Origin of the sequence: Ochrobactrum quorumnocens, from assembly GCF_002278035.1 — a bacterium.
Classification (GTDB): domain Bacteria; phylum Pseudomonadota; class Alphaproteobacteria; order Rhizobiales; family Rhizobiaceae; genus Brucella; species Brucella quorumnocens.
Genome location: NZ_CP022604.1, coordinates 2,478,047 through 2,502,936, shown reverse-complemented (window position 1 = coordinate 2,502,936; position 24,890 = coordinate 2,478,047). Strand labels below are relative to the sequence as shown.

The window sequence follows — 24,890 nt, the reverse complement described above, 5'->3', positions numbered from 1 at the left end:
TTCTGCGAATCACTTATTCTTAAGTGATGGGCTTTTCCTTATTTCGTTCATCGAAGGCTAAAAAGTCGGCGATAGTCAGAAACGAACGCATTCATGCGGTCGCGGGACGTGAATTGCCTTTGCGCGTGCTGGAAAACCCGCGCGCCAAACGTTTGACCCTGCGCATTGAGACTGGCGGCAAAGGTCTGCGTGTCACCATTCCACCCGGTCTGCCGGATCGTGAGATTCAGAGCTTTCTGATCCGCCATGAGGGCTGGATCGAAAGTCGCATTGCGAAACTGCCAGATCAGGCAGGCATCCGCGCAGGCGTCAAAATCCCCATTCGTGGCGTTCCGCATCTCATCACTCATCAGCCGGGACGCGGCACGGTAGATTTGCTGGAAGGCAATATTCTGCTCGTTCATGGCGACCCTACGCATCTTGCGCGGCGCGTCGCCGATTACCTCAAGCGTGAAGTCAAGCGCGACATCGAACAACTGGTTGCTCGTCACACAACAACCGTGGGCCGTAAAGCCAAAGCGATCCGATTCAAGGATACCAAAAGCCGCTGGGGGTCATGTACCTCGGAAGGCGTGCTTTCGTTTTCATGGCGCATCGGCATGGCCCCGCCGCCCGTCATCAACTATCTCGTCGCTCATGAAGTGGCGCATCTGATCGAGATGAACCATGGGCCGAAATTCTGGAAACTCTGCCTTGATCTTTGCCCCGACACCGAGCGCTGCAAAGCATGGCTAAAGCGCAATGGCAGCGCATTACAGGCTATCGACTTTACATGACATCAGACATTCAAATTGCAGTATCGGCCGAAATACTGGCCGCAGCGCGTATGCTATGGGATTACCATTGCATCTATGATGAACTTCAGACCGCCGATGTCATTATCGGATTGGGTAGCTACGATACGCGCGTCGCAAAACACGCCTCAGAGCTTTATATGCAAGGCCTTGCCACCTGGCTCATGTTTACAGGCCACAGCGGCAACTGGACCAAAGGCCTATATAAAAACTCCGAAGCGGAAGCATTTGCAGAAATTGCGATTGCCGAAGGTGTCCCGAGAGAAGCAATCATCATTGAGCCAAAGGCCACCAATATTGGCGAAAACATCTTGTTCTCGCGTGAGAAAATGGTGCCGGGTGCTATCAGTCCGATTTTCGTGACCAAGCCACAAACCCAGCGTCGGGTTCGCGCGACTGTTGATCGGCAATGGCCCGAAGCCAAGGCTTTCGTTACAGCCCCGCCGACATCCTTCGAAGATCAGCCGACACCGGGCCATAGTTTCGAAATGCTCATGCGTGAAATGACCGGCGATATCCGGCGTATTCTCGAATATCCGGCGCAGGGCTTCCAGATTGCACAAGCAGTTCCCCTTGAGGTCATGGAAGCGTATGATTATCTGATCGCTAAGGGCTATGAGGACGGTTCCAGTTTGGGTTGAATAAGGGGCGCCGTTCTATTTCTTTGTTTTTGCGCAGTTCCCGGATTAACTTGAGTCGTGCAGCAATATGTGCGACGGAAACGCCATGGTTTTTGATATAAAAATATGCGGTCTTAAAACGCCTGAAGCAGTCGAGGCTGCGCTCATTGGCGGGGCGACCCATATTGGCTTTATCTTCTTTCCAAAAAGCCCGCGCCATCTCACGCCTGCCGCTGCGGGCCGATTGCGCGAAGCAGCCCGAAACCGCGCCAAAGTTGTCGCGGTGACGGTCGACGCTGACGATGCCACGCTTGATGAAATCGTGCGCGAGCTTGAGCCTGACATGTTGCAACTGCACGGCCATGAAACGCCGCAACGTGTTGCGGACGTGAAAAAGCGTTACAGCCTGCCGGTCATCAAGGCATTTGCGGTGCGGGAAGCTCACGATCTTGATGCGATCGCACCTTACAAGGGCATTGCCGATCGCTTTCTTTTTGATGCCAAGCCACCGAAAGGCGCAGACCTTCCGGGCGGCAATGGTGTATCCTTTGACTGGGCATTGCTCGACGCGCTTGACGAAAGTGTCGATTACATGCTTTCCGGTGGACTGAACGCGGGCAACATTGCCGAGGCGCTGCAAAAGACACGCGCGCCGGGTATCGATGTATCGTCCGGAGTAGAGCGCACACCCGGCGAAAAGGATGTGCGTCTGATTGAAGAATTTTTCCAGGCCGTTGCGACTGCGGATGAAAGACCATCTGCGAAGCACGCCTGAACATGACGGAGTGGCAAGCGTTGAATAAGCCGGTTGAACCCAATTCCTATAAGACAGGCCCGGATGAAGAAGGCATGTTCGGCATTTTTGGCGGACGCTTCGTCGCCGAAACGCTGATGCCGCTGATCCTTGAATTGCAGGAAGCCTATGAAACGGCAAAGACCGATCCTGAATTTCAGGCCGAGCTTTCCAATCTGTCGACTTATTATGCCGGTCGCCCTTCCAAGCTTTATTTTGCGGAAGGCCTGACCAAGCATCTGGGTGGCGCAAAGATTTACTTCAAGCGCGAAGACCTGAACCATACCGGTAGCCACAAGATCAACAATTGCCTCGGCCAGATCCTTCTTGCCAAACGCATGGGCAAGACCCGCATCATCGCGGAAACTGGCGCTGGCCAGCACGGTGTTGCATCTGCAACGGTTGCTGCGCGCTTCGGCCTGCCTTGCGTTGTCTACATGGGCGCGACCGACGTTGAACGTCAGAAGCCAAACGTTTTCCGCATGAAGTTGCTGGGTGCTGAAGTAAAGCCGGTGACGGCTGGAAATGGCACGCTGAAAGACGCCATGAACGAAGCGCTTCGTGATTGGGTCACCAATGTTGACGACACATATTACCTGATCGGCACCGCAGCCGGTCCTGCTCCTTATCCAGAACTCGTTCGCGACTTCCAGTCGGTTATCGGCATTGAGGCGCGCAAGCAGATTCTTGAACAGGAAGGCCGTCTGCCGGATGTGATCGTGGCAGCTGTCGGCGGTGGCTCGAACGCAATCGGCCTGTTTCATCCGTTCCTTGACGATTCATCGGTCAGGATTGTCGGCGTTGAAGCAGGTGGTCGTGGTCTTGACGGCGTTGAGCATTGCGCCTCGATGAGTGCTGGTAGCCCGGGCGTTCTGCATGGCAACCGTACCTATCTGCTGCAGAACGAAGATGGTCAGATTCTTGAAGGCCATTCGGTTTCCGCAGGTCTCGATTATCCGGGCGTCGGCCCTGAGCATTCATGGCTCAAAGACAGCGGCCGTGTTGAATATGTGCCAATCCTCGATGATGAAGCGCTCGAAGCTTTCCAGCTCTGCACTCGCGTTGAAGGCATTATTCCAGCATTGGAATCCGCACACGCCATCGCACAAGCTGTGAAAATGGCACCATCCATGGGTAAGGATCAGGTTATGATCGTCAACCTGTCAGGCCGTGGCGACAAGGATGTCCATACGGTCGGGCAGTTGCTCGGCATGGACATGTGAGGACTCCATGAGCTTGATCGTCGCCGACACCAACTCCTACAGACCGCGTGCCGCATGGTTCGACGGACTGACGGAGTGCGGCCCGGCAACGATCAAGCTCAACATTATTGAAGCCGACCCTTCCAATCCGCTTGCAGAAGCAGCAGTCGGCATCGCACGACGGCAGATTGCAGCCGTTGCAGACAAGCTTGAGCACACGCCACATCTTGGCGCGGGCTTTGCCATTCTGCATCAGGGCGAGGAAAGCCTTTGGCTGCTCCTGCACTGGTGGCTGGAAGGCGGCATCGCAACCCAGATTCTCTGGCAATCCGAACTCAACGAAGAAGTTGAATTCGAGCCTGCACAGCCATTACTGATGGCCTGTGTCTGGGAACTGGGAATCATCGACTTTGAACGGCGTGCATGGATGGAAACGGTTATGTCCGGGCAGTCCACCGCCGATTATCTTACGCGCATTTTGCCACGGGGCACGGTATGACCACACGCATCGACACCAAATTTGCATCGCTCAAGTCCGAAGGACGTCCGGCGCTGGTTACCTATTTCATGGGCGGCGATCCGGATTACGCAACATCGCTCAATGTGATGAAGGCGCTACCCAAGGCTGGCTCCGATGTGATCGAACTTGGCATGCCCTTCTCCGATCCGATGGCAGATGGTCCGGCCATTCAGGCGGCTGGCCTGCGCTCGCTCGATGCCGGGCAGACATTGAAGAAAACGCTGCAACTGGCCGCTGACTTCCGCAAGGATGACAACACGACGCCAATCGTCCTGATGGGCTATTACAATCCGATCTATATTTATGGCGTTGAACGCTTCCTTGCTGATGCAAAAACATCCGGCATTGATGGCTTCATCATTGTCGATCTACCGTCTGAAATGGACAAGGAACTCTGCATTCCGGCAACGCAAGCAGGCCTCAATTTCATCCGACTGACGACGCCAACCACGGACGACAAGCGCCTGCCAAAGGTGCTGCATAATTCGTCGGGCTTCGTCTATTACGTCTCGATGAACGGCATCACCGGTTCGGCGATTGCCGATACAACACGCGTAGCCAACGCCGTGCGCCACATCAAGAAGAGCACCCAACTGCCGATCTGCGTCGGCTTTGGTGTGAAGACGCCTGAACAGGCTGCAGCCATTGCTGAAGCTGCTGACGGCGTTGTTGTCGGCACTGCAATCGTCAATGCGGTTGCGGCAGAACTCGACGAAAATGGCAAGGTTAGCGGCGATCCTGTCGCTGCTGTTACCAAACTTGTCAGTGCATTGGCAGCAAGTGTTCGTGCAACACGCCTTGAAGCTGCCCAATAAATCGTCCATTTAAGCGCTAGTTAGTTTTGAAGAACAAGAAACGGAACCAAACGTCATGAATTGGATCACCAACTACGTTCGTCCAAAGATCAATTCGATGCTCGGACGTCGCGAGATGCCGGAAAATCTTTGGATCAAGGATCCATCGACCGGCGAAATGGTGTTTCACAAGGACCTTGAGAGCAATCAGTTTGTGATCCCCGGCTCAGGCCATCATATGCGCATCAAGGGCAAGGACCGTCTGCGTTTCTTCTTCGACAATGGCGAATACACTACTCTGGAAAGCCCAAAAGTTCCTGTCGACCCGCTGAAATTCCGCGACGAGAAGAAATATATCGATCGTCTCAAGGACTATCGTTCGCGTACCGGCATGGAAGACGCGATCATCAATGGTCTTGGAACGATTGAAGGCTTGCCGATTGTAGCAACCGTTCAGGATTTCGGCTTCATGGGTGGCTCGCTCGGCATGGGTGCCGGTGAAGCGATCATTCAGGGCTTCCAGAAAGCCATTGAACTAAAGCGTCCGCTGGTTCTGTTCGCAGCATCGGGTGGTGCGCGCATGCAGGAAGGCATTCTGTCGCTCATGCAGCTTCCACGCACGACCGTTGCCGTGGAAATGCTCAAGGAAGCAGGCTTGCCTTATATCGTTGTTCTCACCAACCCGACCACCGGTGGTGTCACCGCTTCATACGCTATGCTGGGCGATATCCACATTGCAGAACCCGGCGCATTGATTGGCTTTGCCGGTCCACGCGTGATCGAGCAGACCATTCGCGAAAAGCTCCCCGAGGGCTTCCAGAGCGCTGAATATCTGATGGAACATGGCATGGTCGATATGGTCATTTCGCGTCTTGAGCTGAAATCGACCATTGCAAGTCTGTTGAAAATCATGACCAGGCAGCCAGCCAATACCGACACACCTGTAACGGCTCCGACACCAAAGAAGCCGGAAGCTGACAGCAAGGCGGCTTAATCGTGACAGGAAAAGCGGATGCCGTTATTGAACGGCTGATGCAATTGCATCCAAAAGGCTTCGATCTTTCACTGGACCGCATTCGCGGTCTTCTGGAAAAGCTCGGCAATCCGCATCTGAACCTACCGCCGGTGATCCATATTGCCGGTACCAATGGTAAGGGATCGGCAACCGCCTTCTGCCGCGCGCTTCTGGAAGCGAGCGGCTTTGGCGTGCATGTCCACACCTCTCCGCATCTGGTCAACTGGCATGAGCGCTACCGTCTGGCCTCAAAGTCCGGCGGCAAATTCGTTTCCGACGACGTTCTGGCTGAAGCCATCGAGCGTGTAGAAGCAGCAAATGGCGGTCAATACATCACCGTTTTCGAGATCCTCACCGCCGTTGCTTTTGTCCTGTTTGCGGAGCATCCGGCCGATGTTGTGATCATGGAAGTAGGCCTTGGCGGTCGTTTTGATGCGACAAATGTCATACCAGAGCCCGCCGTATCGCTGATCATGCCGATTTCCATCGACCATCAGGCATTTCTCGGCGACCGGGTTGAGCTGATTGCTGCCGAAAAGGCAGGCATTATCAAGAAAGACTGCCCCGTGGTCATCGGGTTCCAGCCTTTCGATGCAGCACGCGAAGTTCTGATTTCAACGGCTGATCGTCTGGATTGCCCTTTGTCGATCTACGGGCAGGATTTCCTCGCATTCGAAGAACATGGTCGCATGGTCTTCCAGAACGAGGATGGATTGATCGACCTTCCATTGCCACGCCTGCCGGGTCGCCACCAGATTGCCAATGCGGCTGCAGCAATTGAAGCCGTGCAGATGGCCGGTTTCACCATTACCGACAAAGCCGCCGAGAAGGCGCTGATGGTGGTGGATTGGCCCGCACGCATGCAACGCCTCACCCATGGTGAATTGACCGATCTCGCACCGGCTGCATCGGAAATCTGGCTCGATGGTGGTCATAATCCGGGTGCAGGCGCGGTCATCGCGGAAGCCCTTGGCGATCTTGAGGAACGTTCCACGCGTCCTCTGTTCCTGATTACCGGCATGATCAACACGAAGGACCCTGTCGGTTATTTTGAAGCCTTCGCAGGGATGGCACGCCACGTCTTTACGGTGCCGATCCCTTCAAGTGATGCTGGAATCCCCAACAATGAACTGGCGATCAGCGCACAGAAGGCAGGGCTTTCGGCGGAACCTGTCCATTCGGTTGCCAATGCGCTAAAAATCCTGCGCGATAGCTGGCCACACGATGAAGCGCCGCCGCGTATTCTTATCGGCGGCTCGCTGTATCTCGCCGGTGAAGTCTTGCGCGACAATGGAACACCGCCTCAATAAGGCGGTGTTTTTTTATGCACTCCAGAATTAGCGTTTATTCTCGCGTTTCCAGCCCTCAAATTTGGTTGCCCACTCATCCTTCGTGCAAGGGTAGAGCCCGATAATTCCAGCGCCATTTTTGACTTCTTCGAGAACAAAGTCCTCAAAGACTTCCATTCCAACGCATTCATCGGCGATTTCTTCGCAAAGATGTGCCGGGATCACCATCACACCATCGGGATCACCCACAAGCACGTCGCCGGGAAACACTGCTGCATCTCCGCAGGAAATCGGTACGTTGATATCAACTGCTTCATGCAAGGTGAGGTTTGTCGGTGCCGATGCCTTGGCGCAATAAGCAGGCATTTCCAGTTCACCAATGCCCGTAACATCACGGAAGCCGCCGTCTGAAACAATACCCGCCGCACCGCGTAAGGCCAGCCGTGTTACCAGAATGGAACCGGCCGTCGCCGCGCGAGCATCCTTGCGCGCATCCATAACCAGCACCCAGCCCGCTGGACAGGTTTCAATTGCGACGCGCTGTTTGTGATCGGGATTGCGGAAAACTGTGATGGGATTGCGGTCTTCGCGCGCAGGGATATAGCGCAACGTGAAAGCCTGACCCACCATGTTTTCCGGCTTGCGCGCCACCTGAAACGAACCCTGAATGAACTGATTACGCAAGCCGCGCTTGTAAAGTGCTGTGGCAACAGAGGCTGTAGAAACCTTTTTCAGTTTCGCACGGGTTTCTTCGGGGAGGATATAGTCTGACATCTTCGTGCCTCTTAATAAATGACCGGCTCGTCAACCGGACGACCAAAATCGGTTTTCAGGAAATCAAAGTCGCAGCCTTTGTCGGCTTGCTCGACATGCTTGGAAAAGACGAAGCCATAGCCGCGCTCATATTTTGGCTCAGGCGTCTGCCATGCTGCGCGACGAACCGCCAATTCATCTTCGGAAACCAGCATATTGAGGCTGCGGGCCGGAATATCGAGTTCAACCATATCACCGGTTTTGAGCAAAGCCAGCGGCCCGCCGACGAAGGATTCCGGTGCCACATGAAGAACACAGGCACCAAAACTCGTGCCCGACATACGCGCATCTGAAATCCGCACCATATCCCGCAGGCCGAGTTTCAGCAGCGCTTTCGGCATCGGGATCATGCCCCATTCAGGCATCCCAGGGCCGCCTTGCGGGCCTGCATTACGCAACACAAGTACAGTTTCCGGCGTCAAAGCATAATCGGGATCGTCGATAATCTTTTTAAGTTCCGGATAGCTATCTGCGACAAGCGCAGGACCCGTATGGCGATGAAATTTCGGATCGCAGGCAGCAGGCTTGATCACAGCGCCGTCCGGGCAGAGATTACCCTTCAATACGGCAAGCGAGCCTTCATGATACACGGGGTTGGACAGAGGGCGAATAACGTCTTCGTTGAACACCTGCGCTTTTTCCAGCCCTTCCGTCAGCGGTTTTCCGGTGACATTGATGGCGGAGGGATCAAGCTTGTCACCGAGTTGTTTCATCAGTGCAAGGATACCACCAGCGTAGTAGAAATCCTCCATCAGATAGGTCGATCCTGATGGCCGGATATTGGCAATGACCGGTGTTGTACGCCCGATCCGATCCAGATCATCAAGCTCCAGCGGCACACCAGCGCGGCGCGCCATGGCAATCAGGTGAATGATCGCATTGGTCGAGCAGCCGGTTGCCATCGCGACAATGACGGAATTCTTGACAGCTGCGGGCGTGATGATCTGATCGGGTGTCAGGTCTTCCCAGACCATCTCGACGATGCGGCGACCACATTGGGTTGACATACGCTGGTGATTGGCATCAGGAGCAGGAATGGAGGATGCTCCGGGTAATGTCAGCCCCATCGCCTCGGCGATTACCGTCATGGTGGACGCCGTACCCATGGTCATGCAATGGCCATAACTACGCGCAATGCCGCCCTCTATACCCTGCCATTCTTCCTTGCCGATAGTGCCTGCACGGCGCTCGTCCCAAAACTTGAACATGTCTGTGCCTGATCCGAGTGTCTTGCCAGCGTAATTGCCACGCAGCATTGGACCAGCTGGCAGATAGATAAACGGATAGCCCGCACTGGTCGCACCCATGATGAGCGCCGGTGTGGTTTTGTCGCAACCGCCCATCAGCACCGCACCATCTATAGGATGCGAGCGTAAAAGCTCTTCCGTCTCCATCGCAAGCATGTTGCGGTAAAGCATGGTCGTTGGTTTGACATAGCTTTCCGACAATGAGAGTGCCGGAAGCTCAAGAGGAAAACCTCCCGCTTGCAGAATGCCGCGCTTCACCCACTCGACACGGTCCTTGAAATGCGCATGACAAGGTTGTGCATCCGACCAGGTATTGATGATCGCGATGATTGGCTTGCCCTCCCAATCCACCGGATCATAGCCCATCTGCATGGTTCTGGAGCGATGCCCTGATGAGCGCTGGTCATCTGGCAGCATCCAGCGGGCCGAACGCAGATCTTCATAGGCTTTTCTTGTCATTTCAATGCCTTCCCGAAAACTGCCCTGCACCCGCTGGTGCAAGAGCGCATGCTGAGAAAAAAGCCCCACCGGAGAGCGTTTCTCCGGGACTTAAGATTGTCATGGCGGCATCCACGCCGAGCGATGGCCGATTGATGGCATCCGGCAGATGGCTGACCGGCTCTGCGCAAAAGACAGCGCGATCTTGCGGATTGAACACATGGAGATGGCGCAAAGCACCCTCACCTTTGAGCTTCAAACCCGTCCTTGTCTCAGGCCAGCGAATGAATGCGGTCCGGCTTTCCCAGCCCGTAAAACAGCAATTCACCAAGAGCAATCGAGATAACGGCGTGGGCTCGCCCGGCGTGAAACTGTCTACAGGCACAGCACGACCTTCCGGCAAGCCACGCGCATCAAGTCTCGGCGCACCCATTGAGAAAAACTCAAGCGTGGCTTTCGCCGTCTTGGTGAACCAAGGATGCAGGCCAATACCGAACGGCAACCGCGACGGACCATTGTTGCGGATGCTAAGAGATATGCGAAAGCCTTCAGGCAAAATGCATAGTTCCTGCTCAAGTCGATAAGTGTAGGGGTGATTCTCACCTGCAACTTCATCCACCAGAACCGCACGGTCTTTGGTTGACGACAGGACCTGTGCACTGTGCATCCGTGAAAAACCGTGAATGGCCATCCCTTCATCCGGCGCGTTGATAGGTAATTGAACAATCGCACCGTCAAAGGTGAAACGTCCGCCATCAATGCGGTTGGCAAAAGGTGCCATCACGAAGCATCCGGCCTTCAAACCAGTTTGCGGTGTGGTCAATGGCTCGAGCAGATCGACCCATTCACCGTCAGGATGACGCCACTGCGCAGACAACAACGTTGCGCCATGGTGCGGGTCGATCCGCAAGCGATAATTATGGGCGTCGAGTTCAAGCACCACTCGCTCAATCCTCACGCGAGTAATCATGGGCGGTAAATGTGCCGCCTTGAAACCTACTCGATATGGGATCACCGGTTTCAGCCAGATCGCCAAAGCGGGCGGCATCGTCCTGCGGCACATAACCGATCAGCGCTGCATCGTCCTTTGCCCACCAGCGCGAAGCATTGGCGGAAACACCCCAGACGACCGCAACATCGGTTTTGGGTGCTTCAACCGCTGCAATCAAAAGCCGCACCAGATCGTCATGGGAGAGCCACGTCGAGAGATGTCGTGCCTCTGTCGGCTCTGGCACACAAGAGCCGATACGCAGATGCACGCTTTCAATCCCGTGCTTGTCGAACATCATGCGCCCAAGCAATTCGCCATAGGCTTTGGAAAGCCCGTAATAGCCATCCGGCTTATATGGCTCATCCGTGCTCAACGTCTCGTCACGAGTATAAAAACCGATCGTGTGATTGGAACTTGCGAAAATAACCCGCTGCTTTTCCGCTCTCGCCGCCTCGAAAATATGCGTCACACCGATCAGATTGGCTGTCGCAACCAGATCATAGGGCTGCTCAACACTGATGCCGCCAAAGTGCAGGATCGCGTCGGTTCCACGCACCAGATCAGCGATTGCTGTCGCGTCAGTAAGATCAGCCTGAATAAACTCTGCCCCTTCAGGCAATTCATCGGGAAACGGCGCGATGTCGGAAAGCCGCAAGCGATAACCCGCTTGCGCCAGCCGTGGTGTCAGCATACGGCCCAGATTGCCGGATGCGCCGGTCAGGAGAAGTTTTTTCATCGGATCAAACTCCCTTCATTCTGGCGACTTTTGCGCCTGCTACATATGCCTTTGCCAGATGCACTCCACCCGATTGCGGCGCATCGGGAGCGCCCAATCTATGCGAAGTAATTGCAATAAGCGTAAGATCAGGGCCGCAAAAGCATGGCATTGTCGGCGCAGGAACGGGAGCTGGAACACAATCAAGCAATGTGCCGTCACGATCAAAGCGGTTTAATACGCCCGCCGAGACCCCGGCGCTCCAATAGGTTCCTTCTGCGTCACAGGCCCCGCCGTCGGGCCGACCTGTTTCCTCATCAAGATCGCGAATGCGCTTGCGATTGTTGATCGAGCCGGTCGTGACATCAAAATCATATCGGTCGATCCAAGGCCCACGAGAATCCGTGTGAAACATGGTCGATCCGTCCGCAGTCCAGGCCAATCCATTGGAAATCTCAAAGCCTTCAGCCTTGAGTTCGGCTTTGCCATCAGCTTTCAAGCGATAGAGTTTTGAGATCGGTTCGCGTTGCGGACGTGCATCCATGCTGCCAACCCAGAACGCGCCATCCGGCCCAACTTTGCCGTCATTAAGACGCGATGTTTCAGGCTCATCATAACCGTCCCAGATCGTCTGGCGCGCTTCGGTTTCAGGGTCAAACAAGATGATGTGACGCGCAAGAGAAATGATCAGTTTGCCGCTTTCAGCAAGCCCAAGGCACGGAACCTCTGCTTCAAAAGTCCATTCGCGCAACGGTCCCTTATCCAGATCAATCTCGTAGACTTTGCGTCCGTTGATATCACACGCGAACAGCGTTCCCCGGCGTTCATCCCAGACTGGGCTCTCCATCAGTTGTCCGCGTAAATCGGCTATACAGCGAAACGGTCCCATCATGCGGCTTTCGTGCTGTGACGGATCACATCGGGATGGTCGAGAACGAAGTCCGACAATTCAAGCCCCAGCCCGGCGCCTTCGAACGGATAGATTACGCCCTTTTCAATCCGCGGCATCACTGTCACCAGATCGCGATACCACGAGGTGTAATAGGCCCGCACCGATTCCTGAAAAATCGCGTTGGGTGCATTTAAGGACAGATGAATTGAGGCCGCAAAAACCACGGGGCCGGTGCAGTCATGTGGCGCTATAGGCCGCTGAAAGGCTTCGGCCATAGTGGCGATTTTCTTCGCTTCCGAAAGCCCGCCACACCACGAAATGTCGAGCATGACATAATCGGTAGCATCGGTGCGCAGCACTTCAAGAAACTGCGCGCGCGTTGCCATGGTTTCGCTCGCACAGACAGGAATGCCAGACTGTTGCGCATAGACGGCAAGCGATTGCGGGTTCATCATCTTGATCGGATCTTCCGACCAGAATGGTCGAAAGGCCTTTAGTTCGCGGGCGATAGCAAGCGCCGAGGTCAAATCCCACATGGAATGAAACTCGACCATGATTTCCATTTTATCGCCAACCGCATCGCGGATCTGACGGAACGGAACCAGCGCCTTGTCGAGATCGGTGGCGTGAATGAAATTACCGCCATTGGCCACAGCATAGGGATCGAAGGGCCAGATTTTCATCGCCGTAATGCCTTCCGACAGAAGACTTTCAGCCAAGGCCCCAGCATCACGATGAAATGCCAGCTGATCCTCATACGGACCTTCCTTCGCATCATCCTGATCACCGATATAACGACGCGCGCCGCTCTTGTTATAGGTATAACCGGCGCAGGTATTATAGGTACGGATCGACGGACGCGAAAGGCCACCCAGCAACTGATGGATCGGCTGATTGGTCAGTTTGCCAAAGATATCCCACAGCGCGATATCAATTGCGGAGGCCGCACGAATTTCAACGCCCGATGAGCGGAAACCCACATAGGGTTCGAGCAGAAGCTTGGAAATGCGATCGATTTCCAGCGGGTTTTTCCCCACCAGTTGCGGCGCTATATCACTATGAATATAGGCTGCGACCGCATTGGCCCCGCGGAAAGTCTCGCCCAGCCCAACGATCCCTTCATCTGTGTGGACACGCACCCAAAGAATGTTGTTGAGGTGCGGAAGCTGCACCGTTTCGATGGCCGTAATTTTCATCATGCACTCCGAGAAATGTTGGCCGCATCAATGGGCAGAAGGTTGACGGTTGCGTGCTACGATCTGCGTCGGATTAACGAAGCGCAGCGCCAGCAACAGCCAGACCAGTGATGTAACCATGTAGATTACTGCCATTGCGTCGATGGATTGAACCGAACGCACCCCTGCAGCAAAGACCGAATAATAAAGCGCCACGACCAATGTCTGTGATGTTGGCCCAGCCGTCAGGAAGGTCAGCTCAAACATGGCAACTGTGCGCACCAAAACCAGCAGCATGGCCGCCAGAATACCCGGTGTCAGCATCGGCAAAAGCACATGCAGGAACAGTTTGAATGTGCCTGCGCCAAAGACCCGTGCCGCCGCTTCCACCTTGGGATCAATCTGTTCGATGAACGGCACCATCACCAGAATGACGAAAGGGACGGTCGGCACCAGATTGGCGAGAACCACGCCCCAGAAAGTGCCACCGACACCAAACTTGTAAAGCACAGTTGCAAGCGGGATACCGAAGGTGATTGGCGGCACAAGCAGTGGCAGCAGAAAGATCAGCAGCACGAACTTCTTGCCGGGAAAATCACGCCGCGCCATTGCATAAGCAGCCGTCACGCCCAGAAATCCGGACAGAATAACCACTGCAAAGACGACCTGAAATGTCACCAGCAACACCTGATCGAGCTGGAACTCTGCCCAGGCGGCTGCATACCAGCGCGTCGTGAAACCGTCCGGAAACCAGGTGCCAAGCCAGCGCGTACCGAAGCTTGAAACCACGACAGCAGTGATAACCGCCAGGACATTGAGGACGAAGAAGCCCGTCACAAGCCAGACAACGGTGATCCAGAGCTTTGAAAGGACAGATGTATCGCGGATCATGGTCTATCCTTTCCCGCCAGCGGTCGAACCGCGATAAAAGAGTGAACGCACCCCGAGCAATGCACCAACGACAAGCAACTGCACCGCCGCCATGATCATGGCGATGGAGGAGGCCATGGAGTCGTCATATTGTTCAAAGGCAGCTTGTGCTGCGGCAATGGAAATTACGCGTGTCGGTCCCGACGGTGCACCCAACAGCACAGCGGAAGGAAACACGGCGAAGGCCTGCACGAAGGTGAGACACGCAGCCACCACCAGCCCCGGCACCAGAAGCGGCAGCATGACATGGCGGAAGCGTTGCCAGCTGTTTGCTCCGTGCGTTGCAGCCGCCCGCTCAAGTGCGGGATCAATCCCGGTTATGTAGGACAGTGTCAGCAGGAACGTAAAAGGGAAAACCGTAATCACTAACGAGGCGAACACGCCCCAATAGTTGTTGGTGAGTTTGAGCGGATTCTCGATAAAGCCGATAGCGATCAGACTGCGGCTGAACCAACCCTGTGGTCCCAGATAATTCAAAAGCCCTTCGGCAATCAACACTGTACCCAATGTCACGGGCAGCACGAGGATCGTCGTCAGAAGGCGCTGCTTGCGCATCAACCGCACACGCATGGCAATCGGGACTGCAAACAGAACACTGATCAGTGTCACCGGAATCGCCAGCCAGAGTGTCGCGCCGATGGTCTTGTAAAGATAAGGATCGGAGAAGAACTTGCGGTAATTGGCCAGCGCTCCACCACCATCAAGCGGATTAAACGACAGCACCAGACCGTAGAGAAATGGATAGATGAAAACACCGATCACAAAAAGCAGTGCAGGCAGGATCAGCAGCGTGACACCGTCGAAACCACGATTGGCAAGCCGCTGACGCAAACCGGGTTTGAGCGTTGCATCGGAAAAACGTTCTTCCGCCATGGCTTAAGCCTCGCCCGCAAAGACCAGTGCGTGGCTCGCATCGATGCCAAGCGTGATAATTGCCCCGGGTCCAACCTCCTGCGGGCCATGAAAGACCATTTCCATACCGGTTTCGGTGCGGGCTATGCCGACATATTCGCGCCCGCGATATTCAATCGTCTCGACGGTCGCCTCAATCGTATTGCGACCTTTTTCGCCGGAAATCACATCGTCGCCACGTGCCATCAGAACCGCATTGCTGCCAGGTGTAAGCGGATCCATTGCGCGCCCAGTCAGTTCCGTGCCCGCAACGGCGATTGTGGCCCGACCATCTTCAACGCGCACCACCTTGCCATGCAGCGCATTACGGAAGCCCATGAAGGCGGCAACATCGAGATAACGCGGTTGCTCGTAAAGCTCGTGCGGTGTGCCAACCTGCCGGATTTCACCATCGCGCAGCACCACAATGCGGTCTGCCAGCGACAAAGCCTCATCCTGATCATGGGTGACATAGATGGTGGTTGAACCCAACTGGTTATGAATGCGGCGGATTTCAGCGCGCATTTCCAGTCGCAACTTTGCGTCGAGATTTGAAAGCGGTTCATCCATCAGCACCAGTGGCGGCTCGATAACGATAGCACGCGCTATGGCAACACGTTGCTGCTGTCCGCCTGACAACTGGCCGGGAAGCTTTTCTTCCTGTCCCTGCAAACGCACCAGTGCAAGTGCTGCACGTGACCGTTTCTCGACCTCGCTTTTGGCAAGTCCGCGCATTTTCAGGCCAAAGCCGACATTTTGCAGGACATTCATATGGGGAAAGAGGGCGTAGTTCTGGAACACCATGCCAAAGCCGCGATCCTCGGGCTTCAACTGATCCACGCGCTTGTCATCGATATAGATGCCCCCGCCAGTCGTGCCCAAAAGACCTGCGATGCAATTGAGAGCCGTGGACTTTCCGCAGCCTGACGGACCGAGAAGAGCGATGAACTCGCCTTTGCCGATCGTGAGGTTAATCTCCCGCAGCGCGTTAAAAGTTCCAAATGAGCGGCTCATTCGGTCGAGCCGAAGTTCTTGAAAGGACATTGACGCAAGCACCGTAAATTGAGTGGTGTAATCTTAGGCGGCTAATGGCGGACCGATAGGATCCGCCATTGACGCTTTCGAGAAGCCTCAGCTGGCAGCGACGTCTTCGTCCCAGCGACGGAAGGCTGCAACGAGCGCTTCAGGCTCAAGCGGCAACTCAATCGGATTATTCGCAATCCAGTCGGCGTATTCAGGACGACCGAATTCGGCAATCACATCCTGACTTTCCTTCGGCGCCATCTCGATGGTGACATCCTTCACCGCTGGTCCCGGATAGAAGTAGCCAGCATCGTAGGAATAGGCCTGCTGATCCGGCTTGAGCGCGAATTTGATGAACTCCATCAGAACCGCGATCTTTTCTTCGGACACACCTTTTGGAATGGCGAAATAATGCGCGTCGCAGACCCAATGGAAGCCTTCAAGCTTGCTGACTGCCATCTCCTTTGGCACCACACCAAGCGCGCGCGGATTGATGTCCCAACCCGTTGTGGTCGCAGTCATATAGCGTGTGCCTTCGCCGAGCTCTTTCATAAGAGCGCCGGTTCCGGCTGGGTAATATTCGATATTCTTGTGTAATTCCTTGAGATAGGCCCAGGTCTTGTCCCAGCCCTTGACCGGATCTTTCGGGTCGCTGTCACCGAGCAGATAAGGCAGCCCCATCAGGAATGTACGCCCCGGACCGGAATTTGCCGGGCGGGCATAAATGAACTTGTTCGGGTTTTCCTTGGTCCAGGCGAGAAGCTCTTCCGCCGTTTTTGGCGGTGTCTTCACCTTGTCGGGATGATATTCCAGCAATGGGCCTGACGGGTAATAAGACACAACGACGCCCTTACCCTTCGACATTTCCTGCATGCGCCAGGCTGGTTCAAGATAGACGTCCTGCAAGTTTGGCAGGCCGTTATCTGGAAGAGCGATGATATCGGTCCAGATATCATCAGCCAGCCCTGCTGAAAGGGCGTCTGGGCCAATAATTACCAGATCAATATCGATCCGGTTGGCACGCTGCTGCGCCTTGATCTTGCCGGGCAATTCCGGTGCCGGTGCTTTGTTAAAAGTGAAACGCGATACCAACGCCTTTTGTTCTGACGCGAAGTTATCGAAAATCGGCTGCGTCAGTGCCAGATTACCGGCAGCGTCGATCACGTTCAAGGCGACAGGCGACGATGGCAGTTTGGCCGATTGCGCCCATGCGGCACCCTTGGGCAATAAAAGCCCTGCACCGGTCGCAAGCCCTGCGCCCGCCATGAATGTGCGGCGTGAAATTCCTTTGGTCATGCTCTCCTCCAATTTTTTAATTGTCCAGCGCGCACCGCTTCCTCCCGCGTTACGCGCTGGTTTTCTAGTTTTCAGACAATTGCATCGGTCTCCCAACCTGCAACGACCTTTTCGAGTATCTTGCGATCAGCCGTTTCGAGTTTCGGCAAGCCCGGAAGCCGAACATCACCGACAGCAATACCTTGAATTTGCAGTGCTTCCTTGACCACTGTGACGTTTGCACCATTGCGATATTTGGTTCGCATGGTTTCAAAATCAGCGATGCTCTCAACAACCTCGCGGGCGCGGGCATAATCGCCAGCTTCAAGCGCGTTCCAGACAGCCAGCGAACGTTCCGGCGCGACATTGACAAGACCGGACGTAAAGCCACGACCGCCAAGCGCGTAGAAGGGCAGCGCCCAGCTTTCCGCCAGACCACAAATCCAGGTCGCGTCCGTGCCCTTGGTTGCGCGGCAACATTCGAAAAACAACATGGTGTTCTGAGAGGCGAATTTGACGCCCGCGACCTTCGGATGCGTTGCCAGACGCACCATTTCGTCAAGCGGGATCAGATCGGAGCGGATATAGGCCACGATCGGCAGATCAATCGCCTCAGCGATTTCAATGAAGTAATCAACCTGCGCATGAGGCGCAGCAAAAGGATCAAGCGGATGATGGATCATCACGCCATCGGCCCCTTCGGCCTGAGCGGCTTTTGAAACCTTGATTGCATCACGCACGGAGCGACCAGCGGCGGCAGTCACCGCAGCCTTGCCATTCGCAGCCTTCACCGCGATGGCCTGCAGGCGGATCACCTCGTCCACAGTCATGCTGTAGAACTCGCCCGTATTGCCGCCGGTGACGATATTATGCACACCTGCCTTGGCGATTCGCTCGACAATTTTCGCTGTCAGCGCGGCGTTGATTTCACCATCTGCATTATAGGCAGTCGCATGCACGCCCGAGATGCCTCGCAGCACCCGGCGGTATTCCGCTAAATTCATTATACCCTCCCAGGTACTGGTCAGAAGACCAGTTCGATATGTGTATCCCCCGCCTTCACGATGTGCTCCCGCATCAATCGCTCGGCCAAATCGCCGTTTCTTGCAGTAATGGCCTGCATAATCGCTTCATGTTCACCAAACGATTGCCTGCGCACATCTTCACGTGACAACACCGTCACCCGTGCTGCATGGTCATACATGCGCTGCGCGTTTTGCAGCCGCCGCAGATATTCGCATCCCGACGCCTCATGAATGGCATCATGAAACTTCTCATTGAGTTCGATCAGCGCATCCACATCACCGGATTCCACTGCTGCCCGCATTTCCTCAATAACCGCACGCAGAAACACAAAGGCGTCTTCACCGCCATGCTTTGCAGCCTGCCGTGCAATGATGCTTTCAAGGGCAGCACGCGCCAGCGTCATCTCTTCGGCCTGCCGCGCATTGAACGACACAAATGTCCCGCGCCGCGCTTCCGTGCGGACCAGCCCCTCACCTTCAAGCTGACGCAACGCCTCTTTAAGCGGGCTGGTGCTGATACCCAGATCGGCTGCCAATTGCCGCTCATTCAATCTGTCACCGGATTTCAAACGCCCCGAAATAATCGCCTCCCGAAGATCGTCATGAACATGATCTCTGAGGCTCTTCACCTTGATCGGTGAAAATGGGGAAACGTTATCACGCAAGGGCGCACCTGACTGTCATCCGAAACTACCAGATGATCTTGGAGCACGTTGATTGATATGTCAATATCTGATGTATCAGGCATCAGATATTTGATTGCGGCGTTGTCCCTTGAAGAATAAATTTCATAATAGATTGAATTTATTATATTTTCATCCAAATCAAAAAATGGCTGTCATAAGCAGCAAACCAAATCGCCATTCATGACAGCCAGAGGAAGGCAGAAACTTTTCAATTAGCGGGCTAAACCTGCCGCCATCAAATACTGCACTGACTGCTGAATTTTGTTCTTGTCGCGCAGTTCAAGCATCAGGCGCGGATTGCTCTCAAGCTTCGACAAAGCAGCAAAGACTGCGTGCCAGCGGATCGTGCCTTCACCGATTGCCCAATGGCGATCTGCATGACCGTCTGCATCCTGAAGATGTACATGCTCAAGACGGTTTCCTGCACGACTGATGAAATAATCCACCGGATGAGCGCCCATGGAGCCATAGGCAAAATGCGCGTGGCCCGTGTCGACAGATACCGCAACAGAGTTTGAGTGGAAGCTATCGGCCAGAATGCGACGGGCATCGGGATCGATATCTTCGATGTTTTCGATCACCAGTGTGCAACCGATTTCTTCTGCGCGTTCGACGACCAGAGCGAGTGTGTCATGGGCGTGATCGACGATGTTCTGTGCACTTTCCGGTACATTGTCGCGATTGTTGTTGAACCAGAAATTATAAGGGCTGTGCACGACCATCTGCGTTGCACCGATATATTCGCAGACTTCCAGACCCTTGAGATAACGCTCACGCACAACTGTGCGAATGTCTTCATCCGGGTTCGACATATTGAGCCCCCAGAAGGGGCCATGGATGCCGAGACGGCCCTGATAGCCGTCCAGCAGCGTCTTGATACGGTTTGCCGGTGTTTTCCAGTCACCCTTCAACAGGCCGACATCAAAGAAATCCTGAATTTCCAGATCGCGGTTTTCCGACAGGATAAAGTCAAGATGGTTTTCGAGATACGACAATGGCACGGCTGCGCCGAGCAGCGGCAGATCAGACATGGTGTTCTTCCTGAAATTGACAGAGTAAGGTTTGTAGTGCTGGGATTTGTCAGGCGGGCTGTTTTGAGAGAGCGAGGCGGGAAGCAATCACCAGATCTGGACTATCCGACGTGATGTAAGCGACATCGCGTTGCATCCAACGGTCAATCAGGTCGCGCTCGTTGAGCGTCCACACGCCGAGACGTTCGTTTGGAAACAGCGACGTAATGCGCTCAAACTCAGCTTCGAACAGCGCATGATGAACGCCGACATATTGAACCAGTGGTTCGACGCTCGCAAAGAAATGCTCAAGCCCGCCATTGCGCTCAACCCATTCAGTGTTGAGCGACATCAGTCGCTCGATATCCGGTGCAACTTCGGCGCAGCGCTCAACGACACTGCGGTCAAAGGAATGCAGAACGACCCGCTCTTCAATGCCACGTTGCCTGATGATTTCGACGGCCTTTTCGACCAGTCCTTCATAAGGCTTGCCGTCAGAGCCTGACTTCAGCTCGACATAAAGCTTGAGTTCGGGTCTCGCCGCAAACACATCCAGCACTTCCTCGAAAGTCGGAATGCTATCCTCGGTCACATTGCCCTGCTCGTCTTTAAGACGAATGGAGCGGTGGGCATTGTCATCCAAATCGCGGACAGAACCGTGAGCGTCTGTGGTACGCTCCAGCGTGCTGTCATGGATAACCAAAATCTGTCCGGCACGGGTCAAGTGTAGGTCGAACTCGACACTATCGACATCGAGCTTCAGTACATTTCTGAAACCCGTCAGCGAGTTTTCAGCCCACAGATTGCGCGCACCACGATGCGCCATGATCTTTATCATTGCGATATTCCTATTGAACGGTTGGGTCCAGCTTGTCGCGCAGCCAGTCCCCAAGGAGTGAAATTGAAAGGGTGGTCAGTACGATCACCAGCGCCGGTGCCAGCATGATCCACGGTGCCTGCGTGAGATATTCGCGCGCAAAGCCAACCATGTTGCCCAAAGATGTGGCCGGGGGCTGCACACCCAAACCAAGAAAGGAAAGCCCGGATTCCATCAGGATAATTTCCGGGAAAGTCAGCGTCATCGAAACGATCAGGGTCGAGGCGACATTGGGCAGGATGTGATGAAAATAGACACGGAACGGCGAGGCGCCCAACTGCACCACGGCACTGGCATAGCCCTGCGCACCGGCAGAAATCGCAAGCCCGCGTGCAATGCGCGCATAACGTTCCCAGCCATAAAAACCCATCAGACAGATCAGCAGCGTCAGCGAGTTGCCGAAGAAGGCAAGAACTGCCAGAGCCAGTACCATGAACGGAAGTGCCGCCTGAAAATCCGCCAGCATCAGCACCACCTGCTCCACCCAGCCACGAAAGCGGGCGGCAAGAAAACCGAGCAGCGTCCCGAAGAAGGCCGAGAGAATCGTCGCGCCAAATGCGATGATCAGCGATACACGGATCGACTGGATGAGACGCGAATAGACATCGCGGCCAAGCTCATCCGTCCCCAGCCAATGTCCGGGCGTGCCAAACGGAACCAGCCGCGCCATCAGGTCCATTTTGGTGATTGGATATGGCCGCAAAAAATCGGCGAAGAACACCACAAAAAGCATCAGTCCAAGCCAGAAAATCGCGAATGCGACACTTGCGGGCACGGACTTTCGCAGACGCGTTATAAGCCCCGGTGCCCGGATTGTGGTGGTGCTATCGATAGCGGCGCTGGTCATCATCTGCCCTTTAAAGCGGAACGCATCCTTGCGATGCGCTTTAAGTTCTTATGTTTACGCATGTCGTTATCGGAAAACCGGTTCCCACTTTTCCGCGACATGCTTTAATGCGCAGCCTTTGTTCTCAGGCGTGGATCAAGAACGCCGTAGAGAACATCGACAATGAGGTTGGAGACAACCATGCAGCTGGCAATCATCAGAAGAAGGCACTGCACGACGGCGAGGTCTCGGTTCGCAACTGATACGACAAGCAGACGTCCGACGCCGGGCCATGAAAAAATGGTCTCGACGACAACCGCACCCGCAATCAGCGATCCGACCATGAAGCCGACAATTGTCACAATCGGTACAGAAGCATTGGGCAGTGCGTGTTTCCACACGACATCGTGCCAGCTGACACCCTTGGCGGAAGCTGTGCGGATATAAGGACTGCCAAGCACTTCGATCATTGCCGAACGCGAGAACCGCGCCAGAATTGCCGTGCCGCCGATGGCAATCGTCATTGTGGGCAAAATGCCATGGACCCACGTATCGCTGCCGCCGGATGGCAGAACGCCGAGTTGGATCGAGAAGATCAGAACCAGCACCAAACCAAGCACAAAGGACGGCACCGTAAAGCCAAGAATGGACAGCGTGATTACGCCACGATCCGCAAAGCCCTGCCGATGCAAGGCCGCATAAACACCTGCCGGAATGCCAAGGCCCAGCTTGATGATCAACGCGGGAATCGTAATTTGAAGCGTGGCGGGTATGCGTTGCAGCACCAGATCGATGGCCGATGCCTTGTCTCGCATGGAGACACCGAAGTCGAAGCTCAATATCCCCTTGAGATAAGAGATATATTGAAGCCACAGCGGGTCATCCAGCCCCCAGGCCTTGCGAAACGCATCAATGGATTCCTGCGGCGCATCTGGACCGAGCATGATCTGCGCCGGATCGCCCGACATGCGCAAAACCACGAAAGCGAAGGTCATGACCAGAAACACCGTGACCAGCGCGCGAAAAAGACGGGACGCTACATAAGATAACATTCAGGCCTCACGCCGCGGTTTTGACCGGCTCGACAAAATGACAAGCGGTCCGTCGGTCGTAACCGGAAACTTCAAGTTCTGGCATTGCTGTCGGACACTGGAAGCCAGCAATCGGACAGCGCGGATGGAAAACGCATCCCTCCGGTCGGTTGGCAGGATTTGGCGGCTCGCCCTTGAGGATCATGCGGTGCTCAAGCCGCTTTCCCGGAATTGGTACTGAGGAAACCAGTGCTTTGGTGTATGGATGATGCGGCGTTTCAAAAATCACACCGGAACTTGCTTCCTCGACAATTTTACCGAGATACATGACCGCCACACGGTCGCAGATATTGCGCACGACCTTGAGGTCGTGACTGATGAAAATCATGGCGACGCCGTGCCTGTCCTGCAGATCGCGCAGCAGATTGACGACCTGCGCTTGAATGGAAACATCAAGCGCCGAAACCGGCTCATCGCACACCAGCAATCGCGGGCTTGTGGCCAAAGCACGTGCGATAATGACGCGCTGACGCTGGCCACCCGACAATTCATGCGGATAGCGGTCGCCCTGATCGCGTCTCAACCCTACCGATATCATCAGCTGATCAACACGATCTTTCAGCTCCGCACCTTTGGCCATGCCATGTATCTGTAAAGGTTCACCGATTTGTGCAGCAATGGTCAGGCGGCGATCAAGGGCCGCGAGCGGGTCCTGAAACACCAGCTGCATCTGCGCGCGAAGCTTACGCCATTCGAGCGTATTGCGCGGTGGCAACGGCTTGCCATCAAAAAACACTTGGCCTTCAGTGGCATCATCGATGCCCAGCAACATACGACCGAGCGTCGACTTTCCGCAGCCAGATTCACCCACAATGCCAAGAGTCTCGCCCGGCTGAATGCACAAGCTCACGCCATCGACTGCCTTAACCGGATCGGTCTTTTTGAAGACGCCGCCGCCCTGATAGGTGCGAACGAGATTACGGGCTTCAAGAAGGAAACTCATGCTGTCGCTCCTTCCGCACCGATGGTGCGATGGGCGTTTCCTGCCTCGATGAATGTGGTCTTAATCACATCAACCACGTTGAAGCAGGCGACTTTCTGCGCGTTCAACTGCCGAAGCTCGGGAATATGTTTTTCACATTGCTCAGTTGCCTGCGAACAGCGTGGCGCAAAGGCGCAGCCTTGCGGCAAGTGTCGGGGATCAGGGACGGTGCCCGGAATGGCGCGCAGCCTTTCGCGACCGCCATCCAGCCGCGGAATAGCATCAAACAGACCCAAAGTATAAGGATGCTTCGGCGTCTCAAACAATTCCGACGTTTGTGCAGTTTCCACGATACGACCGGCATACATGACGCATACCCGCTCGCATATCTGGCTGACGGCCCCCAAATCATGGCTGATGAACACAATCGCCATGCCGGTTTCCTGCCTGATCTGGTTCAGAAGATCGAGAATTTGCGCCTGAATGGTGACATCAAGTGCTGTGGTCGGCTCATCCGCAATCAACACATCCGGCTCTCCAGCGAGAGCAATGGCGATCATGATGCGCTGACACTGGCCGCCGGAAAATTCATGCGGAAAGAGATCGAACCGACGCGCGGCATCGGGAATGCCAACCCGTTCCATAAGCCTGATCGCTTCAAGACGGGCAGCTTTGCCCTTCAATCCCCGATGAAGGGAAAGGGATTCCACGATCTGCGGACCAACTTTCTTGACCGGATTGAGCGAGGAGCTTGGGTCCTGAAAAATCATCGCAATACGACCACCGCGAACACCTTCCTGAACATGGCGTGGAGCATTAATAAGCTCCTGACCATCGACACGCACAGAACCGGAGACCGATGTCTTGCCCGGCAAAAGGCCAAGGGCTGCGAGCCAGGTCACAGATTTTCCGCAACCGGATTCACCAACCAGACCCAGAGTTTCACCCCGGTCTATGTCGATATTGATGCCGTGCAGAACCTGCACACCGCTGAATGAAACCTTTAAATCCCGAATGGAGACGAATGCCACCGTCT

26 protein-coding genes are annotated in these 24,890 nt (G+C 54.9%); 8 read left to right on the top strand and 18 right to left on the bottom strand.

Going from position 1 to position 24,890, the window contains the following annotated elements; genetic code table 11:
* The first annotated feature begins 26 nt into the window (after window positions 1–26).
* The 8 genes from CES85_RS21675 to CES85_RS21640 all read left to right on the top strand — a co-directional run bounded on the left by CES85_RS21675 (window position 27) and on the right by CES85_RS21640 (window position 7,048).
* Window positions 27–776, top strand: coding sequence for a M48 family metallopeptidase (locus tag CES85_RS21675; RefSeq protein WP_095447744.1), 750 nt, complete (start codon window positions 27–29; stop codon window positions 774–776).
* Window positions 773–1,435, top strand: coding sequence for a YdcF family protein (locus CES85_RS21670; protein ID WP_095447743.1), 663 nt, complete (start codon window positions 773–775; stop codon window positions 1,433–1,435). The genes CES85_RS21675 and CES85_RS21670 overlap by 4 nt, the downstream gene beginning before the upstream one ends.
* Before the next feature lie 85 nt (window positions 1,436–1,520).
* Window positions 1,521–2,189, top strand: a complete 669-nt coding sequence (locus CES85_RS21665) for a phosphoribosylanthranilate isomerase (RefSeq protein WP_095447742.1) — start codon at window positions 1,521–1,523, stop codon at window positions 2,187–2,189.
* A 20-nt stretch (window positions 2,190–2,209) separates the two neighbouring features.
* Window positions 2,210–3,430: a tryptophan synthase subunit beta gene (trpB, locus tag CES85_RS21660; protein WP_095448013.1), complete on the top strand. Its 1,221-nt coding sequence runs from the start codon at window positions 2,210–2,212 to the stop codon at window positions 3,428–3,430.
* A gap of 7 nt (window positions 3,431–3,437) precedes the next feature.
* On the top strand, window positions 3,438–3,908 hold the full coding sequence (locus CES85_RS21655; RefSeq protein WP_095447741.1) for a hypothetical protein: 471 nt from the start codon (window positions 3,438–3,440) through the stop codon (window positions 3,906–3,908).
* A complete protein-coding gene (gene trpA, locus CES85_RS21650; RefSeq protein WP_095447740.1) occupies window positions 3,905–4,744 on the top strand; it encodes a tryptophan synthase subunit alpha in 840 nt (279 codons plus the stop codon). The genes CES85_RS21655 and trpA overlap by 4 nt, the downstream gene beginning before the upstream one ends.
* 55 nt (window positions 4,745–4,799) lie before the next feature.
* Window positions 4,800–5,717 carry an acetyl-CoA carboxylase, carboxyltransferase subunit beta gene (gene accD, locus CES85_RS21645; RefSeq protein ID WP_095447739.1) on the top strand — a complete coding sequence of 306 codons (918 nt, stop codon included), beginning with the start codon at window positions 4,800–4,802 and terminating at the stop codon, window positions 5,715–5,717.
* A gap of 38 nt (window positions 5,718–5,755) precedes the next feature.
* A complete protein-coding gene (locus CES85_RS21640; RefSeq protein ID WP_191793339.1) occupies window positions 5,756–7,048 on the top strand; it encodes a bifunctional folylpolyglutamate synthase/dihydrofolate synthase in 1,293 nt (430 codons plus the stop codon).
* A gap of 27 nt (window positions 7,049–7,075) precedes the next feature.
* On the opposite strand, the gene CES85_RS21635 is transcribed toward CES85_RS21640, so the two are convergent.
* The 18 genes from CES85_RS21635 to CES85_RS21550 all read right to left on the bottom strand — a co-directional run bounded on the left by CES85_RS21635 (window position 7,076) and on the right by CES85_RS21550 (window position 24,885).
* A complete protein-coding gene (locus tag CES85_RS21635; RefSeq protein WP_095447737.1) occupies window positions 7,076–7,801 on the bottom strand; it encodes a ribonuclease activity regulator RraA in 726 nt (241 codons plus the stop codon).
* Window positions 7,802–7,812: 11 nt separating this feature from the next.
* Window positions 7,813–9,546 carry an L-arabinonate dehydratase gene (gene araD / locus CES85_RS21630; RefSeq protein WP_095447736.1) on the bottom strand — a complete coding sequence of 578 codons (1,734 nt, stop codon included), beginning with the start codon at window positions 9,544–9,546 and terminating at the stop codon, window positions 7,813–7,815.
* A 1-nt stretch (window position 9,547) separates the two neighbouring features.
* Window positions 9,548–10,468 (bottom strand): aldose epimerase family protein, encoded by a 921-nt coding sequence (locus tag CES85_RS21625; protein ID WP_157743480.1) that lies wholly within the window; start codon window positions 10,466–10,468, stop codon window positions 9,548–9,550.
* 4 nt (window positions 10,469–10,472) lie between these two features.
* Entirely contained in the window at window positions 10,473–11,252 is a 780-nt protein-coding gene (locus CES85_RS21620) for an NAD-dependent epimerase/dehydratase family protein (RefSeq protein ID WP_095447734.1), read from the bottom strand.
* Window positions 11,253–11,256: 4 nt separating this feature from the next.
* Window positions 11,257–12,123, bottom strand: a complete 867-nt coding sequence (locus CES85_RS21615; protein ID WP_095447733.1) for an SMP-30/gluconolactonase/LRE family protein — start codon at window positions 12,121–12,123, stop codon at window positions 11,257–11,259.
* On the bottom strand, window positions 12,120–13,319 hold the full coding sequence (locus tag CES85_RS21610; protein WP_095447732.1) for a mandelate racemase/muconate lactonizing enzyme family protein: 1,200 nt from the start codon (window positions 13,317–13,319) through the stop codon (window positions 12,120–12,122). Before CES85_RS21610 ends, CES85_RS21615 begins: the two co-directional genes overlap by 4 nt.
* 27 nt (window positions 13,320–13,346) lie before the next feature.
* On the bottom strand, window positions 13,347–14,189 hold the full coding sequence (locus tag CES85_RS21605) for an ABC transporter permease (RefSeq protein WP_024898404.1): 843 nt from the start codon (window positions 14,187–14,189) through the stop codon (window positions 13,347–13,349).
* A 3-nt stretch (window positions 14,190–14,192) separates the two neighbouring features.
* On the bottom strand, window positions 14,193–15,101 hold the full coding sequence (locus tag CES85_RS21600; protein ID WP_095447731.1) for an ABC transporter permease: 909 nt from the start codon (window positions 15,099–15,101) through the stop codon (window positions 14,193–14,195).
* Between the two features lie 3 nt (window positions 15,102–15,104).
* On the bottom strand, window positions 15,105–16,163 hold the full coding sequence (locus CES85_RS21595; protein ID WP_095447730.1) for an ABC transporter ATP-binding protein: 1,059 nt from the start codon (window positions 16,161–16,163) through the stop codon (window positions 15,105–15,107).
* Window positions 16,164–16,250: 87 nt separating this feature from the next.
* Window positions 16,251–17,438, bottom strand: a complete 1,188-nt coding sequence (locus tag CES85_RS21590; protein WP_095447729.1) for an extracellular solute-binding protein — start codon at window positions 17,436–17,438, stop codon at window positions 16,251–16,253.
* Window positions 17,439–17,509: 71 nt separating this feature from the next.
* Window positions 17,510–18,421, bottom strand: coding sequence for a dihydrodipicolinate synthase family protein (locus CES85_RS21585; protein WP_095447728.1), 912 nt, complete (start codon window positions 18,419–18,421; stop codon window positions 17,510–17,512).
* Window positions 18,422–18,441: 20 nt separating this feature from the next.
* Window positions 18,442–19,107, bottom strand: coding sequence for a GntR family transcriptional regulator (locus CES85_RS21580; RefSeq protein WP_095447727.1), 666 nt, complete (start codon window positions 19,105–19,107; stop codon window positions 18,442–18,444).
* Between the two features lie 233 nt (window positions 19,108–19,340).
* Window positions 19,341–20,159, bottom strand: coding sequence for a sugar phosphate isomerase/epimerase family protein (locus tag CES85_RS21575; RefSeq protein WP_095447726.1), 819 nt, complete (start codon window positions 20,157–20,159; stop codon window positions 19,341–19,343).
* A gap of 49 nt (window positions 20,160–20,208) precedes the next feature.
* The gene (locus tag CES85_RS21570; RefSeq protein ID WP_095447725.1) at window positions 20,209–20,976 is read right to left on the bottom strand and encodes a glycerophosphodiester phosphodiesterase family protein; all 768 of its coding nucleotides are present in this window, start codon (window positions 20,974–20,976) and stop codon (window positions 20,209–20,211) included.
* A gap of 10 nt (window positions 20,977–20,986) precedes the next feature.
* On the bottom strand, window positions 20,987–21,862 hold the full coding sequence (locus tag CES85_RS21565) for an ABC transporter permease (RefSeq protein ID WP_167388317.1): 876 nt from the start codon (window positions 21,860–21,862) through the stop codon (window positions 20,987–20,989).
* 104 nt (window positions 21,863–21,966) lie between these two features.
* Window positions 21,967–22,893: an ABC transporter permease gene (locus tag CES85_RS21560; RefSeq protein WP_095447723.1), complete on the bottom strand. Its 927-nt coding sequence runs from the start codon at window positions 22,891–22,893 to the stop codon at window positions 21,967–21,969.
* Window positions 22,894–22,900: 7 nt separating this feature from the next.
* Window positions 22,901–23,875, bottom strand: coding sequence for an ABC transporter ATP-binding protein (locus CES85_RS21555; protein WP_095447722.1), 975 nt, complete (start codon window positions 23,873–23,875; stop codon window positions 22,901–22,903).
* A complete protein-coding gene (locus tag CES85_RS21550) occupies window positions 23,872–24,885 on the bottom strand; it encodes an ABC transporter ATP-binding protein (protein WP_095447721.1) in 1,014 nt (337 codons plus the stop codon). The genes CES85_RS21555 and CES85_RS21550 overlap by 4 nt, the downstream gene beginning before the upstream one ends.
* Between the last annotated feature and the right edge of the window lie 5 nt (window positions 24,886–24,890).

Excerpts from the sequence above, each read along its gene's own strand:
- trpA (WP_095447740.1), top strand. The coding sequence starts at position 3,905 with ATGACCACACGCATCGACACCAAATTTGCATCGCTCAAGTCCGAAGGA.
- CES85_RS21555 (WP_095447722.1), bottom strand. The coding sequence starts at position 23,875 with ATGAGTTTCCTTCTTGAAGCCCGTAATCTCGTTCGCACCTATCAGGGC.
- CES85_RS21595 (WP_095447730.1), bottom strand. The coding sequence starts at position 16,163 with ATGTCCTTTCAAGAACTTCGGCTCGACCGAATGAGCCGCTCATTTGGA.
- CES85_RS21600 (WP_095447731.1), bottom strand. The coding sequence starts at position 15,101 with ATGGCGGAAGAACGTTTTTCCGATGCAACGCTCAAACCCGGTTTGCGT.
- CES85_RS21615 (WP_095447733.1), bottom strand. The coding sequence starts at position 12,123 with ATGATGGGACCGTTTCGCTGTATAGCCGATTTACGCGGACAACTGATG.
- CES85_RS21620 (WP_095447734.1), bottom strand. The coding sequence starts at position 11,252 with ATGAAAAAACTTCTCCTGACCGGCGCATCCGGCAATCTGGGCCGTATG.
- CES85_RS21585 (WP_095447728.1), bottom strand. The coding sequence starts at position 18,421 with ATGAATTTAGCGGAATACCGCCGGGTGCTGCGAGGCATCTCGGGCGTG.
- CES85_RS21590 (WP_095447729.1), bottom strand. The coding sequence starts at position 17,438 with ATGACCAAAGGAATTTCACGCCGCACATTCATGGCGGGCGCAGGGCTT.
- CES85_RS21655 (WP_095447741.1), top strand. The coding sequence starts at position 3,438 with ATGAGCTTGATCGTCGCCGACACCAACTCCTACAGACCGCGTGCCGCA.
- CES85_RS21570 (WP_095447725.1), bottom strand. The coding sequence starts at position 20,976 with ATGATAAAGATCATGGCGCATCGTGGTGCGCGCAATCTGTGGGCTGAA.
- accD (WP_095447739.1), top strand. The coding sequence starts at position 4,800 with ATGAATTGGATCACCAACTACGTTCGTCCAAAGATCAATTCGATGCTC.
- CES85_RS21665 (WP_095447742.1), top strand. The coding sequence starts at position 1,521 with ATGGTTTTTGATATAAAAATATGCGGTCTTAAAACGCCTGAAGCAGTC.
- CES85_RS21565 (WP_167388317.1), bottom strand. The coding sequence starts at position 21,862 with ATGACCAGCGCCGCTATCGATAGCACCACCACAATCCGGGCACCGGGG.
- CES85_RS21605 (WP_024898404.1), bottom strand. The coding sequence starts at position 14,189 with ATGATCCGCGATACATCTGTCCTTTCAAAGCTCTGGATCACCGTTGTC.
- CES85_RS21575 (WP_095447726.1), bottom strand. The coding sequence starts at position 20,159 with ATGTCTGATCTGCCGCTGCTCGGCGCAGCCGTGCCATTGTCGTATCTC.
- CES85_RS21610 (WP_095447732.1), bottom strand. The coding sequence starts at position 13,319 with ATGAAAATTACGGCCATCGAAACGGTGCAGCTTCCGCACCTCAACAAC.
- CES85_RS21675 (WP_095447744.1), top strand. The coding sequence starts at position 27 with ATGGGCTTTTCCTTATTTCGTTCATCGAAGGCTAAAAAGTCGGCGATA.
- CES85_RS21560 (WP_095447723.1), bottom strand. The coding sequence starts at position 22,893 with ATGTTATCTTATGTAGCGTCCCGTCTTTTTCGCGCGCTGGTCACGGTG.
- CES85_RS21640 (WP_191793339.1), top strand. The coding sequence starts at position 5,756 with ATGCAATTGCATCCAAAAGGCTTCGATCTTTCACTGGACCGCATTCGC.
- CES85_RS21635 (WP_095447737.1), bottom strand. The coding sequence starts at position 7,801 with ATGTCAGACTATATCCTCCCCGAAGAAACCCGTGCGAAACTGAAAAAG.
- araD (WP_095447736.1), bottom strand. The coding sequence starts at position 9,546 with ATGACAAGAAAAGCCTATGAAGATCTGCGTTCGGCCCGCTGGATGCTG.
- CES85_RS21670 (WP_095447743.1), top strand. The coding sequence starts at position 773 with ATGACATCAGACATTCAAATTGCAGTATCGGCCGAAATACTGGCCGCA.